Raw genomic sequence first — 13,123 nt, forward strand, 5'->3', positions numbered from 1 at the left:
ATGTCCGACCCGAAGCTATCGCCTTATCACATCCTCTACGTCGATGACGAGGAGAAGGCATTGCATTACTTCAAGGAGATCTTTGGTGACGAATACATCATTCACATCGCGAACAACGCGATGGACGGCTATCGCATTCTCCAGCAGTACGGCCCGCAGATCGGCCTGCTGCTCACCGACCAGCGCATGCCGGGGCCAAGCGGCGTGGAGCTGATGGAGCACGCGAAGAAGCTGAATCCCAACCTCGTGCGCATTCTCGTCACGGCGTACACGGATTATCAGGCGGCTGTCGATGCGGTGAACTCCGGCCGCTGCTTCCGCTACCTGCACAAGCCTTGGGACCCGGATGAGTTGAGCGTGGTCATCAAACACGCGCTGGACTACTACCATGCCATGGTCGAGCGCGAGCAATTGCTGGCTGAGAAAGCGGAAACGGTGCGGCACATGCTGTCCTCGGACAAAGTTTCCGGCCTCGGCATCCTGGCGGAGGGATTGAACCACCATCTGCGCAACGCGCTGACCGTGGTGCGCGCGTTCATCGACCTCGCGCCGATGAAGCTCATGGAGGAGATCGGCGGCGCGCCGCCGCGTGATCCCTCGTTCTGGATCGACGTGCAGCATCAGGCGCAGTCGCAGATCGAGCGCATCCAGCTCTTATTGTCGCGTCTGGCCGAAGGATCGCATGCCCGGCAGCTTGAGCGGAAGGATGAATGCACGCTGAATGAGGTGCTGGAGGAGATGATCAACATGTTCGCCACCTCGTTGCAGGCGAAGAACCTCAACGTCGATGTGGAGATCGATTCCAACCTTCCCGCGCTGAAGGTGGACAGCGGACGCTTCCGCCAGATGTGGCGACTGATCTTCATGGAGGAAATCACCCACCTCAGTCCGGGGGACACCATTCAAATCAGCGCGAGGGCCCGACCTGATGCCACCGGCCAGATGCAGGTGGTGATGTATGTGCGCGACAGCGGTGCATGGGAGGGCAAGGACAAGCCCGCCAACCTCTTCGATCCTTTCTATACCCGCAGCCGCAAGCCTGACGATTTCGGGGTGAACATGATGGCCTGCTATGTCACGATGCATCTGCACGGCGGCACCGCCGAGGCGCGGCACCTGGAGCCGCGTGGCTTGGAACTCAAACTCTCCATGCCACTTGATCCCGCCGACACTCCCAAAAAAGAAGACGACTTCTTCCGTCAGCTCCTCACCCATGAGCAGCGCTGGCGTCAGCGTGAGGAAATGGCGGCCTAAATGCCGCAGGTTTCAGACCCGGTTTGATCTTGAGGCAGCTTTTGGATTTCAAGCCGGCCAAAGTGCCAGGATCGCCACGCCCCCCAGGATGGAGGCTCCCATGCCGAGCAACACGGGCTTGATGAAGGCGCGTGCGCCAAGCGCGAGCACGAGCCCGGCTTTGAACACAATGTTGGCCAGGCCGCCGACCATGATCATGCGCCAAGCGGTGGCGGGCTCGAGGTAAGAGGTGCTGACGAGGCGTGAGGTGGAAAGAGTGATGGCATCCATGTCCGTGAGTCCTGAGATGGCCGCGGCGATGTAGAGGCCGGAATCACCGAAATGCTCGCGAGCGGCGGCCACGGCGAGCAGCACGACGGCGTAGAGCAGGCCAAAGATCACGGCGCTTTTGAGCTCGGATGGAGGTGATTCGTCCGGTGTGTGCTTGCCTGACTTTTCGGAGATGCGATGGGCGATTGCCGCCACGAGTCCGAACCAGAACATCATCGCCACAAGCGGTGGCAGCAGGGACTGGAGATGTCCTGGCGCGGCGATCATGACCTCGACCATCACGCGCAGGAAAACGATGGCGGAGGCAATCAGGCAGATCGAGGCCAGGCTGATGCCGCACGCGCCATGGTCGTGGCTGCGGCGGGCAAGGCTGGCCGTGGTGGCGGTGCTGGAGATGAGACCGCCGAGGACGCCGGAGAGCGCCGCGCCCTTGGTGTTGCCAAGAAATTTCCCCGCCAGATAGGCCGCAAGGCTGATGCCGACGATGAGCACGACCATCAGCCAGATGGAGAAAGGATTGAGCACGCCCAGGTAGCCCATCTCACGATTCGGCAGGGCGGGCAGGATCACCAGCCCCACCAGCACCAGGCGGGCGATCTCGCGCAGATCATCCTCGCCGATGCGGCGCACCATGTTGTGCAGCGGCTTTTTGCTTTGCAGCAGCACCATGACGCTTCCAGCGATGATGACGGCGATGAGCCGCTGACCATGCACCGTGATGACGCCGGTCACGAACATGACCAGCATCGCCATCTCGGTGGTGAGCCCTGAATCGGCTTCCTTGTGCTTCAATTCGGCCAGATTCCCCAGGATGACGACACTGACGAAGGCGATCAGGGCCGCTGCGATGACCCAGCCGCCATAAACAATGCCCAGCAAACCGCTCAGCGCTCCAAACAGCGACAGCAGCGCAAACGTGCGGATGCCCGCGACACGGTTTTGGACCCATTCCCGCTGCAAACCGACCAGCAGGCCCAGGCCAAACGCCGTGCCGAAGGACAGGAGCAACTCGGAGGTGTCTGTTTGCGGGGAGGAGGGGATCATGATCAAAGTTATGCGGCAAAACTATCTCCTTCTGCCTTCACGCGCCAGCTTTCCGACCACTCTCTGGCAAAATCGCGCTGGCAACGCCAGTTTACGAGAGCGGTGATGAGCATGGCCAGGATTGCGCCTGCGGCGGCAAGCGCCATGTCCTTGTGAGCATCCCAGATGTCTCCCTGGGTACCGAGATATGCCTGGCCTGCATTGCCGCCGAGCAATTCTGCGGCGAACCATTCGAGGAGTTCGTAAAGGAGCGAGGAAGACATGGTGATGTCCAGCGGCAGGAAGTAGCCCCAAAAGCCGCGCACAGTGGCGATCCGCAGGAAGATTTCCCGAAAGGGATAGGCCAGCAGCAGGCCATAGAGGAAATGCGCCCCACGGTCGAAGTGATTGCGCTCCCAGCCGAACAGTTCGTTGAACGTGCGCCCGGTCAGAGACCGCCACCACTCGTCGTAAGGCACCTCCGAGTAAGTGTAATGTGCGCCGACCTCGTGCAAACAGGTGAAGAGGAAGATCAGCACCCAGGACAGCCGGGAGAACAGCCGATGTCGGTAGCTCGCGACGTAAATCGGCAGCGCCAGCACGACCAGCACGTTTTCCAGCACCCAGTCCTGAAAATGCCACGGATGCACCGCCAGCACGGCCCAAAGCAGCCCAAACAGGAGCGCCAGCCCTTTCACCAGTTGTTCATACGTCATGCGGGTAAAACGATAGCAGCAATCGCTTTCACGCGCACTTGCCATCCATGGGATCCCAGTCCAAGAAAAGGCCCCCTCCCAAGCACCAACCATGTCCATCTGGAACTACGCCAACGCGCAACTCAAAGACCTCGTCGCCTACGAACCTGGAAAACCCATCGAAGATGTGGCCCGTGAGCGCGGTTTGAACCCAGAGGACATCATCAAGCTGGCCTCGAACGAGAATCCGCTCGGCCCCTCGCCCAAAGCGGTCGAGGCGATGAAAAAGGCCGTTGAAGAGGTCCACATCTACCCGGACGGCGCCTCATGGAAGCTGCGCAACGCGCTGGCGGACAAGTTTGGCCTCGAAATGGGCAACATCATCATGGGCTGCGGCTCGAATGAGGTGATCGAGTTCATCGGCCACGCTTTCCTCAAGCCCGGCGACAACATCATCACCGCCGAGCACGCCTTCCTCGTGTACAAGCTCATGGCGAAGGTTTTCGGCGCGGACACCATCGAAGTTCCCGATCCGGGCTATGTGCATGATCTCGACGCCATGGCCGCCGCCATCACGCCAAACACGAAAGAGGTCTTCATCGCCAATCCGAACAATCCGACCGGGACTTTGGTCACGCAGGAGCAGATCGACCGTTTCATGGCCAAGGTGCCGGACCATGTCGTTGTCGTCTTCGACGAGGCCTACTATGAGTTCCTCGACAATCCGCCGGACACGCTCAAATACGTCCGCGAGGGCCGCAACGTGGTCGTTTTGCGCACTTTCTCGAAGATCCAGGGGCTTGCAGGCACACGCGTTGGCTATGGCATCGCCAACAAGGAACTCATCGATGTGCTCCAGCGCACGCGGCAGCCTTTCAACCTCAACTCCGTCGCCCAGGCCGGTGCGCTCGCCGGACTTCTCGACCAGGAGCATCAGGACAAGACCAAGTGCATCACCGATGAAGGCCGCGCTTATTTGCAGGCCCAGTTTGGTGCCATGGGTCTCGAATACATCCCGAGCTACGCCAATTTTGTCCTCGTCAAAGTCGGTGATGGCAACGCCGTCTTCAAAGCGATGATGGACAAAGGTGTGATCGTTCGCGCCATGGCCGCCTATAAGCTGCCGGAGTGGGTGCGAATCAGCATTGGCACCATGCCGCAGAACGAGCGCTGTATTGAGGTCTTGAAGCAGGTGCTGGGGAAATAGGATGCCCTCGTTTGGGCAGAACCCGCCCAGCACCTCACAAATTGCTGTTTCCAAGGTGGAAATTGGCGGCAAGTTTGGCTTCGGCCTAAGTTTACCTGTGCTTGTCCGTTCCAACCGTTGATTTGAAGCATGTCCGCCTCCCACGTCCAGGATGAAGCCTCCGTGCTGGTGCGACGTGCCCTGGACCAGCATGAAAGCACACTCATCGCCTACACATCCGGCCTTCTCGGTGGAGACACCGAGAAAGCGCGTGACGTCGTGCAGGACGCGCTGCTCAAGCTCTACCTCACCGACCCGGAGCGTGTGCGTGAAAACCTCAAATCCTGGCTGTTCACCGTCTGCCGCAACCGCGCGTTCGATGTCTTGCGCAAGGACCATCGCCTTGATATTGGCAACGAGGAGGTCATCGGCGCGGCGCAGGACCATGAGTTGGACCCTGCCCAAAGCGCCGGCCAGCAGGAGCTCTACGAGAGCATCTGGCGCTGTGTGGACAGGCTGCGCCCCAACCAGCGCGAAGTCGTGCGGCTCAAATTCCTCCACGACTGTTCTTACCAGGAAATCGCCGGCATCACCGGCCTCAGCGTCGGCAATGTCGGCTTCATCATGCACCATGCGATCAAAAAACTACGCGAGCTGCTGAGCCGCGACATGGCTGAAGAAACTTCCCACACCCATTTATGAACCCCCAGGACAATCCCCACTTCACTGCCTACGCGCTTGGCGAACTGAGCGCCGAGGAGGCGCGTGAGTTTCATGACGCCCTGGCCGCCACACCTGCGGCCGCCCATGAGTTGGAGCAGATTGAGGCTGTGACAGACGCCCTGCGGCATGGCGCGCCGATTCCCCAGACACGCCTCACACATGCACAGCGTCACGCAGTTCTTCACCCGGCCAACATGCCGCGCCGAATCCAGCCCATGCTGCCACGGGTGGTACAGCGACCGGCCAAAACCTTCTGGCCGGTGATGGGAGTGATGCTGCGCGCCGCCGCAGTGATCACGCTGACGGGGGCGTCCTTCCTCGCCGGATGGTCTCTGAGGACTGAATCACATGGGCAAGCGAAGGTCTTTTTCCCGAATTCGTCGGAAGAAAAGGAAGCAGCACAGCCTGTGGCCAGACCCGCTCCAGTTGTCATTGTCAAAGCGGAACCCGTCGTCGCATCGGGGCCGGTCAAGGTGGCCGATTTGAAGCCCGTGAAAAAGGAACCTGCCAAAGTGGAGAAGCCGGTTCCGGCCAAGCCAGAGCCTGCGGCTCCGATGGTGTTGGTCAAGGCTCCCGTCCAAAAGCCGGTGGAGCTTCCGCCGTCTCCAAACATGGGTTTCATCACACCGCCAGGACGCGGTGTTTTTGCCAGCACCACGAAGCTGGCGAACGACCAGTTCAAATTGCGCCCTTCCTTGATCAAACCCGCAGCCCCGAAGGTGAAGGGAGAGATGCTTGCCTCGCCACAGACGGCAAAGTCACTGCCCGAGACCAAGCCGACGCGAGATCCTGATTTGTACATTCACTCATGGAAGGCGGAGGTGGCGGACTGCCCGTGGAATCCGGCGCATCGTCTGCTGCGGGTCGTGATTCAGCTTCCGGCGGATCAGGAGGCGGTACTGAGGTCTGACGCGGTGTTTCCGGTACAGATCAGCTTTGATCCGGTGCGCGTGAAGCAGTTTCGAATGCTCTCCGAGCGTCATCTCGCGGCCACGGAGCTGCGCACCGCAGGCACGCATGTGCTTTGGTATGAGTTCCAGCCGAATGGTGGCATCGAGGGTGTTCGTGACCGTCAGATAGCCAACGTGACGCTGCCAAGCGCCCGCTTCACCTCGCAGACCGTCGGCCCGTTCGACAGCAGCAAGCTGCAGGTGATCGACCGCGGTTACTCACTGCAAAACGCCCGCGAGGACTTCGTGTTTGAGGCATCGGTGGTCGGATTCGGACTGCTGATGCGGGGTGCGGACCAGACGGGCGGCCTGAATCATGATCTGGTGCTGAATTTGGCCAAACGGGCCAAGGGCGACGATGCCACGGGTGAACGCGCTCGTTTTGTCCATCTGGTTCAAGAGGCGCAGCGTGTGGCTGGCCTTTGATGGGGGTTACGCTTGGCTGAGTATTCCTTCGCCAAAGCGTGAGCCGTGCGGCGCATAGAGCTTGTGGCCGAGTGCCAGGTAGCGTGAGCGTAGCTCTTCGCGATGCTCGCCAATCACCTGCCGCCAGGGACTGCGGCGCATTGAGAACGCGGGTTCATGCGTCAGATTGGCCAGATCCTGGTCCCGCCCGAGCAGATGGCCGAGACGTTTGGCACGTTTAATTCGCCGTGAGGCTCCGGGCAGTTGCCGCAGGGCCAGTGTTTGGAAATACAGATCTTTCACGCGGTGCCGCCAGCGATGCAAAACTTCGTTGTCCGTGTTTTCAGCGGCCTGTTTCATCAGGCGACGGCCGCGGCGGTAGCAACGGGCATGTTGCTCAAGCACTTGTTCAGCGGTCAGTGCTTCAATGCGGAGGCTGTCGATGAGCAGGCCAAGCGCGTGAAGCTGATGACACAGGTGGGATGACGAGGGCGCGTCATGCGGTTCTCCTGCCATGCGCGGGCGGTGTTTGGGAGAAAGGTGAAAGCGGCGGACGAGCTTGTCGATGAGCCTGGACTGCACAGCGCGGTCACGATTACCGGCGCAGGCACATTTGACGGCACGAATGTGCAACCGAAACGCCTGCATCGTTTGTGGTTCGATGACCGGGTGCGCCAATCTCAGCAAAGATAGAATTTTTTTCATGCGCACACGCAACTGATGCGTGGCCACTTCCTCATGCACCGCAAGCCGTGTGACATCCTCCTGGGCTCGTTCGCAGAGATGATGCAACAAATGCTTCAATCGCCGCCCGGAAAGGCCTGTGAGTTCGCGGCTGCGTTTCATAGCAGTGACATTCAGCATGGAGGCATCCCAAACGGCAAGAAAGAGTTCTTCACATTCGTGCGCGTGGACTGGGGACAAGCCGTCGTGGAATGTGAATTGTCTGAGCCGTTGGAATCAATCGAGAGGCTGTCAAAGCGGGCCTGCAAGCCGGGTGTGGCTGTTTTTTCGTCTCATGGCACGGACTTGGCGAAAACTTTCGTTGATTCGGGTGTCACCGATGCCAGCGTGCGCTCGTAACTTCCTTCAAACCCCTACCTCCAACATCATGGCCAGCGACGCAGTCATCACCCTCACCGAAGCAAATTTTGAATCTGAAATCTCTAGCTCCACCGTGCCTGTGATCGTTGATTTCTGGGCCGAGTGGTGTGGACCGTGCCGTATGCTGGGACCAATCCTAGACGATCTGGCCAAGGATCAGGCCGGGAAGGTCAAAATCGCCAAGGTGAATGTCGATGAGGCTCCAAATCTTGCCGCGCAGTTCAGCGTGCGTTCGATTCCGATGCTGATCTTCTTCAAGGATGGCAAGGCCAAGGAAACGGTGGTCGGTGTGCAATCGAAGGACGCGCTCGCCAAACGTCTTGCGGCTCTGGCTTGATTCCAATCAAACAAAAACGGCGGCTGAAGTAGGCCGCCGTTTTTTTATGCTGATCGTTGATGAAAGCGGGTCACTGATCTCCGAAAGAGATGCCGATGGCACGAGCGGCCTTGACGATCTCACTGTCCTTGTTCACCAGGCGGAGCTGATTGACGGCTTCCTCAATGGAAACATCGCCCACTTGGTAATGCTGATAACTGACCATCCGTCCAAAGCTGCCCTGCTCGATAAGATCCACGGCCTTGGCACCAAAGCGAACGCCCAGAATGCGGTCGAGGGCGGTGGGTGCTCCTCCGCGTTGGAGATGGCCGAGGGTGCATGAGCGTGTCTCCTTGCCGGTGGCTTTCTCGATGTGTTTGGCCACAAACTCACCAATGCCGCCGAGGCGGTCCTCTCCCTTGGCTCCGACGCGCTCCTTGGTCAGCAGTTCGCCAGTTTCCAACCGTGCGCCTTCCGCCACGACGACCAGCGTGCTGTGATGACCGGCGGCGTCGCGTTTGCGGATGGCCTGGGCCACTTGGTCGAGATGGAAGGGGATTTCAGGCAGCAGAATGATGTCGGCACCACCTGCCATGCCGCCGTAGAGGGCGATCCAGCCAGCGTGGCGCCCCATGACCTCCAGAACAATGGCGCGCTTGTGGCTTTCTGCCGTGGTATGCAATCGGTCTAGTGCATCGACGACGGCGGCGACGGCGGAGTCGAAGCCAAAGGACATGGCTGTGGCCTGGATGTCATTGTCGATGGTTTTAGGCACGCCGATGACCGGAATGCCCATCTGATAGAGCTGCAAGCCGGTGGTGAGGCTGCCGTCGCCACCCACGACGATGAGAGCGCCCACCTCAAGGTGGCGCAGGGTGCTTTTGGCCTTCTCGACGATCTCTACCGGCACCTGAGAAACATTGCCCTCGCCGACCTTGGCGACGAAGTGTCCTTTGTTCGTCGTGCCGAGGATGGTGCCGCCGAGTTTCATGATGCCGACGGTCTTTTCGGGGTCGAGCATCATGTAGTCTCCTGGGGGCAGGAGACCTTCAAATCCGTCGCGGAAGCCGACGACTTCCCAGCCATGTGTATGGGCCGCACCGACGACGCCATGAATGACCGCGTTAAGTCCGGGGCAGTCGCCGCCGCTGTTCAGAATTCCGATTCGCATGTGTGTTGATGAATGTGTGAGTGAAAACGCACAAAGGGGGCCAGAGGACGTTTAGAAGTGGTCCAGCATCTGCTTTTTGTCCGTGATGGGACGTCCGGCGGCCAGCCAGCGGTCATACGCGGCCCAGCCTTGGTGCAGGAGTGTCTGCGCTTCGGCGAAGGGGCTGGCGGAGCCGATCACAACGACCACCATGCGGTGGCGGTAGATGACGCTGCTGTTGTCAGCCTGCACCTGCACGCTGGAGGGCTTCTCAGCGGAGATGACCACGCAGCCGCCGGAGCGCTCGGTGTTGCCGGTTTTCACGCCGTCGATGCGGTCCACTCCGAGAAGCTGGTTGGTGTTGCCGATGGCCACGCTGATCGGCTGCCCGCCGCGGTAGATGGTGATGCTGCGGCTGCTTTGATTTGTGTAAAACCGCATGGCCGGGCGTGACACGGCGTAGATCGCAAGCCGGCCGATGTCTGCGGCGGTGGAGTAGGGCATGGGACGCGAGTTTTCGAGGCCGTGCGGATTGGTGAAGTGGGTGCCGCGTGTGCCCTCGCGTTTGGCGAGCTGGTTCATCTGGCGCACAAACTCCTCGATCGGATGCCCGCTGCGTCCAAGACGGGAAAGGTGGTCGCGTCCCACAAAATCTCCCAGTGTGATGGCGGCGATGTTGTCACTCCCCATCATGGTGGCGTAAATGAGGTCACGCACCGTGGCCTGATCACCGGGCTGGAGGCCGATGTTGCCGGGAGAGGACATTTGGAAGGCATAAGAAGGCACCGTGGCCAGCACTCCGACGCCCACCTTGGAGGCCTCGGCCCAGTCGAGTGTGACCATCGCGGTGGCGATCTTCGCCAGACCGCCCACGGGACGTTTGGCATTTGCGTTGCCAGCCACATGGACTTTTTTATTGAATGCATCCACCACAAGCACGGAGGACTGCGCCAGCAGTGCTGGAACCGCGGTGAGGATGGAAAAGACAAGGCCTGGAATCAATGCGCGACAGCCTGACCGCGCCATGCTGGGGGAAAACATAGGGGCCGATGATTAGCCGCGTGTTTCCGCATCGCAACCGTGGATTTTTCCGCGTCTTCCGCGCTTTGGCCGTGCAGGTCAGCCCAGATGCCAGCCATCCCTCGGTGTTCGGCTCAGAAAACGGTTCGCCGCCTCGTTGTTCGTGATGCGCATGGCCTTGGCGTCCCAGACGATCTTGCCGCCGGCGCGATGCGCCACATTGCCGAGGTGATTCGCCTCGGTGAGCGGGCCGGCGTAGCTGAAGGGGCTGCCGGTGGGCGTGCCGTTCTTGATGGCGGCGAGGAATTCGGCGTGATGGCCGGGGGAGTCGGCGATGAAGGGTTTGGGGCGCTGGAAGTCTTTGAAGTCGGCCTCGGGCAGCAGGATGTGCTTGCCGTAGTCGGAGAGCAGCATGCCTTTGTCGCCGATGAAGAGGACGCCGCTGTTCCACTTGCTGATGAAGGGATCGTTCTTCCACGCGTCTGGTTTGCTCGATCCTTGATGCCAGTGAACCTTGCACGCGGGCATGTCGCCACGCGGGCCGTATTCATACACGGCGTGCATGGACGCTGGAGCGATCTCCGGGTGCGGCTCGGGGCCGAAGGCCTCCACACTGAGCGGCGCGTCGAGTTTCAACGCCCAGAAAGGCAGATCGTTCCAGTGGCTGCCGAGGTCGGACATGGTGCCATTGCCGAAATCCCACCAGCGATACCACTTCGGGCCGGGGAAATAGACGCTGTTGTAGGGGCGCATCGGAGCCGGGCCGATCCACAGATCCCAGTCGAGATACGGCGGCGGTGTTTCAGCAACGGTGGGCCGTTCGGTCACAAACACGATGTCGCCGTTCTTCTCTGCCTCCTCCTTGCTCTGCAAGCCCCAGGCGCGTGACACGCACACATGCGCCTCAGTCACCTTGCCAATGGCCCCGCTTTGAATCAGCTCGACGACGCGGCGATAATTAGGCATGCCGTGAATCTGCGTGCCCATCTGCGTCACCACCCCGGCCTTGGCGGCGGCTTCCGTGATCAATCGAGCCTCGGCGACATTGTGAGAGAGCGGCTTTTCGCAGTACACCGGCTTCTTCATCAGCAGCGCAGGCAGCGTGGCATACGCGTGCGTGTGCTCGGTCGTGCTGATGACCACCGCGTCGATCTCGGACGCGCTGAGCTCGTCGTAAAGCTTGCGGAAGTCGCGAAACTTGCGTGCTTTCGGAAATGCGGCGCTTGCACGGTCGAGGTTCTCACCATTCACGTCGCAGAGGGCGATGACGTTTTCACGCGGCTCCAAAGCGGGCGGCGGCTGTTCACCTGCGCCTGACTTTTTGGCGTTGTTGCCGCCCGGCGGCACATAGAGCGGGATTCCTGTCAGATCCTTGATGTTCCCCGCGCCACGACCGCCGACGCCGATGAACACGAGGTTCAGCTTCGCATTCGGTGAACGGGAGCTGACGATGGCGGGAAATCCGAACGCGGCGGCCGCGGTGGTGCTGCGGGTGATGAACTGACGACGTGACGAAACAGGCTGGGTGGCGCTCATGGTTGCCAGCGAATACGAATGCTGGCCGGAGGCTCTAGCTACGAATGTTCACACCGCTTTCTTCTTTCCACCCGCTTTCTTCGGCTCGTTGAGCGGCTTGTCGGGATCGTGTTTCGGATTGCGCTCGGGGATCTGCGCGCCGGTGTTCTTGAGCCAGGCGTTGAGTTTGTCACGCAACTGCAACGCGCGCACGGAGTCATGCTGAGCGCGGTTGTCATTCTCACCGGCGTCGAGTTTGAGATTGTAGAGCTCAATGTGGTTGTCCTCGTAGAACTGGATGAGCTTCCAGTCGCCTTCGCGAATGGCGCTGTAAGGCGTGGCGCTGCCGGGATGGTAATGCGGGTAGTGCCAGTAGATCGCCTCGCGCTTGAGCGTGCCGGTTTCGGTGAGCAAGGGCATCAATGATTCGCCATCGACGATCTGTTTCTCCTTGAGAGGCGTCTGCGTGGCTTCGAGCAGCGTCGGCACATGGTCGTAGGTGATGACCGGCACGTTGCAGGTGCTGCCGGGCTTCACCTTGCCGGGCCAGGAGACGATGAGCGGGATGTGGACGCCACCTTCATAGGCGCTGCCTTTGCCGAGACGTGCGGGGCTGTTGTCCGTGGGGCCGCGTTGCCAGCCATTTGGGCTGACGGTGCCGCTGAGTCCGCCGTTGTCGCTGGTGAATACGAAGATCGTGTTCTCGGCAAGGTTCAGTTCCTTCAACTTCGCCCGCAGTGTGCCTACGCTGTCATCCACGCTTTCGACGAGGGCGGCATACACCGGATTGCTGTGGCCGCGATCCGCACGCTTCGCCTGATACTTCGCAATGACCTCCGGCTTGCCCATGATCGGCGTGTGGACGCCGTAGTGCGGGAGATAGATGTAAAATGGCTTCGTCTTGTGGTTCTCAATGAACTTCACGGCTTCGTTCGTGAGCCGGTCGCTCAGAAACTCATTCTTTGGTCCGTCCGGCAGCGTGGTGATCTTGTAGGGCGAGAAATAGCTCGGTGGAGAGCCGCCGTGCGTGCCGCCGATGTTCACATCGAAACCGTGGTTCGTGGGATAAAACTCCTCGTTGCCCAGATGCCACTTGCCGATGCTTGCGGTGGCGTAACCGCGTGTTTTGAGCCGTTCGGCGAGTGTTTCCTCCTCCAGCGGCAATTGTAGCGTCCAATTCGGAACGACGAGGCGGCCATTGTCCGGCACATGCCCGGCGATCCAGTCGGTGATGTGCAGCCGGGCAGGGGATTTGCCCGTCATCATGGCCGCACGCGTTGGCGAGCAGACGGTGCAGGCTGAATAGGCCTGCGTGAAGCGCATGCCGTCCTTCGCAAGCTGGTCGATGTGCGGCGTCTCGTAGTATTTCGAGCCGTAGCAGCCGAGATCGGTCCAGCCCATGTCGTCGATGAGCATGACGATGATGTTGGGCGGAGAGTCGGCGGCTTGCAAAAGGCCAGCGGAACACACGAAAGATGCGAAGAGAGAAAGAATGAGGCGGCGCATGGGGAA

The 13,123-nt window shown here is 60.3% G+C and carries 13 protein-coding genes; 6 read left to right on the forward strand and 7 right to left on the reverse strand.

All coding sequences use genetic code 11. From position 1 onward, the window contains the following. Positions 1-1,254 (forward strand): response regulator, encoded by a 1,254-nt coding sequence (locus ACILSI_RS00735; protein ID WP_395719912.1) that lies wholly within the window; start codon positions 1-3, stop codon positions 1,252-1,254. A 48-nt stretch (positions 1,255-1,302) separates the two neighbouring features. Here the strand turns inward: ACILSI_RS00735 and ACILSI_RS00740 are convergent, their stop codons facing one another. Together ACILSI_RS00740 and ACILSI_RS00745 are read right to left on the reverse strand one after the other, a co-directional pair. Beyond that, entirely contained in the window at positions 1,303-2,568 is a 1,266-nt protein-coding gene (locus ACILSI_RS00740) for an MgtC/SapB family protein (RefSeq protein ID WP_395719913.1), read from the reverse strand. Positions 2,569-2,576: 8 nt separating this feature from the next. Beyond that, positions 2,577-3,263, reverse strand: coding sequence for a DUF2238 domain-containing protein (locus ACILSI_RS00745; protein ID WP_395719914.1), 687 nt, complete (start codon positions 3,261-3,263; stop codon positions 2,577-2,579). 91 nt (positions 3,264-3,354) lie between these two features. Between ACILSI_RS00745 and hisC the strand changes: the two genes are divergently transcribed. From hisC to ACILSI_RS00760, 3 genes are all read left to right on the forward strand, one after another. Then, positions 3,355-4,449 carry a histidinol-phosphate transaminase gene (gene hisC, locus ACILSI_RS00750; protein WP_395719915.1) on the forward strand — a complete coding sequence of 365 codons (1,095 nt, stop codon included), beginning with the start codon at positions 3,355-3,357 and terminating at the stop codon, positions 4,447-4,449. Positions 4,450-4,578: 129 nt separating this feature from the next. Then, positions 4,579-5,130 (forward strand): RNA polymerase sigma factor, encoded by a 552-nt coding sequence (locus tag ACILSI_RS00755; RefSeq protein ID WP_395719916.1) that lies wholly within the window; start codon positions 4,579-4,581, stop codon positions 5,128-5,130. Next, on the forward strand, positions 5,127-6,527 hold the full coding sequence (locus ACILSI_RS00760; protein WP_395719917.1) for a YfbK domain-containing protein: 1,401 nt from the start codon (positions 5,127-5,129) through the stop codon (positions 6,525-6,527). The genes ACILSI_RS00755 and ACILSI_RS00760 overlap by 4 nt, the downstream gene beginning before the upstream one ends. Positions 6,528-6,533: 6 nt before the next feature. Here the strand turns inward: ACILSI_RS00760 and ACILSI_RS00765 are convergent, their stop codons facing one another. Continuing rightward, complete coding sequence (locus tag ACILSI_RS00765) at positions 6,534-7,352, reverse strand: CHAD domain-containing protein (protein ID WP_395719918.1); 819 nt, start codon at positions 7,350-7,352, stop codon at positions 6,534-6,536. On the opposite strand from ACILSI_RS00765, the gene ACILSI_RS00770 reads away from it, so the two are divergent. After that, complete coding sequence (locus ACILSI_RS00770) at positions 7,245-7,589, forward strand: hypothetical protein (protein ID WP_395719946.1); 345 nt, start codon at positions 7,245-7,247, stop codon at positions 7,587-7,589. The genes ACILSI_RS00765 and ACILSI_RS00770 overlap by 108 nt on opposite strands. A 28-nt stretch (positions 7,590-7,617) precedes the next feature. Beyond that, positions 7,618-7,947 carry a thioredoxin gene (trxA, locus tag ACILSI_RS00775; protein WP_395719919.1) on the forward strand — a complete coding sequence of 110 codons (330 nt, stop codon included), beginning with the start codon at positions 7,618-7,620 and terminating at the stop codon, positions 7,945-7,947. A gap of 70 nt (positions 7,948-8,017) precedes the next feature. On the opposite strand, the gene ACILSI_RS00780 is transcribed toward trxA, so the two are convergent. From ACILSI_RS00780 to ACILSI_RS00795, 4 genes are all read right to left on the reverse strand, one after another. Next, complete coding sequence (locus ACILSI_RS00780) at positions 8,018-9,097, reverse strand: 6-phosphofructokinase (RefSeq protein WP_395719920.1); 1,080 nt, start codon at positions 9,095-9,097, stop codon at positions 8,018-8,020. A gap of 51 nt (positions 9,098-9,148) precedes the next feature. After that, on the reverse strand, positions 9,149-10,078 hold the full coding sequence (locus tag ACILSI_RS00785; protein WP_395719921.1) for a D-alanyl-D-alanine carboxypeptidase family protein: 930 nt from the start codon (positions 10,076-10,078) through the stop codon (positions 9,149-9,151). 117 nt (positions 10,079-10,195) lie between these two features. Next, complete coding sequence (locus tag ACILSI_RS00790; protein WP_395719922.1) at positions 10,196-11,632, reverse strand: Gfo/Idh/MocA family protein; 1,437 nt, start codon at positions 11,630-11,632, stop codon at positions 10,196-10,198. Between the two features lie 48 nt (positions 11,633-11,680). Beyond that, complete coding sequence (locus ACILSI_RS00795) at positions 11,681-13,117, reverse strand: sulfatase (RefSeq protein WP_395719923.1); 1,437 nt, start codon at positions 13,115-13,117, stop codon at positions 11,681-11,683. Positions 13,118-13,123: the final 6 nt, after the last annotated feature.

This window comes from Prosthecobacter sp., from assembly GCF_044232965.1.
Classification (GTDB): domain Bacteria; phylum Verrucomicrobiota; class Verrucomicrobiia; order Verrucomicrobiales; family Verrucomicrobiaceae; genus Prosthecobacter.

What these genes read in the sequence shown, in the direction of transcription:
- ACILSI_RS00735 (WP_395719912.1), top strand. Translation starts at nt 1, where the DNA reads ATGTCCGACCCGAAGCTATCGCCTTATCACATCCTCTACGTCGATGAC.
- ACILSI_RS00740 (WP_395719913.1), bottom strand. Translation starts at nt 2,568, where the DNA reads ATGATCCCCTCCTCCCCGCAAACAGACACCTCCGAGTTGCTCCTGTCC.
- ACILSI_RS00745 (WP_395719914.1), bottom strand. Translation starts at nt 3,263, where the DNA reads ATGACGTATGAACAACTGGTGAAAGGGCTGGCGCTCCTGTTTGGGCTG.
- hisC (WP_395719915.1), top strand. Translation starts at nt 3,355, where the DNA reads ATGTCCATCTGGAACTACGCCAACGCGCAACTCAAAGACCTCGTCGCC.
- ACILSI_RS00755 (WP_395719916.1), top strand. Translation starts at nt 4,579, where the DNA reads ATGTCCGCCTCCCACGTCCAGGATGAAGCCTCCGTGCTGGTGCGACGT.
- ACILSI_RS00760 (WP_395719917.1), top strand. Translation starts at nt 5,127, where the DNA reads ATGAACCCCCAGGACAATCCCCACTTCACTGCCTACGCGCTTGGCGAA.
- ACILSI_RS00770 (WP_395719946.1), top strand. Translation starts at nt 7,245, where the DNA reads ATGCACCGCAAGCCGTGTGACATCCTCCTGGGCTCGTTCGCAGAGATG.
- ACILSI_RS00765 (WP_395719918.1), bottom strand. Translation starts at nt 7,352, where the DNA reads ATGAAACGCAGCCGCGAACTCACAGGCCTTTCCGGGCGGCGATTGAAG.
- trxA (WP_395719919.1), top strand. Translation starts at nt 7,618, where the DNA reads ATGGCCAGCGACGCAGTCATCACCCTCACCGAAGCAAATTTTGAATCT.
- ACILSI_RS00780 (WP_395719920.1), bottom strand. Translation starts at nt 9,097, where the DNA reads ATGCGAATCGGAATTCTGAACAGCGGCGGCGACTGCCCCGGACTTAAC.
- ACILSI_RS00790 (WP_395719922.1), bottom strand. Translation starts at nt 11,632, where the DNA reads ATGAGCGCCACCCAGCCTGTTTCGTCACGTCGTCAGTTCATCACCCGC.
- ACILSI_RS00795 (WP_395719923.1), bottom strand. Translation starts at nt 13,117, where the DNA reads ATGCGCCGCCTCATTCTTTCTCTCTTCGCATCTTTCGTGTGTTCCGCT.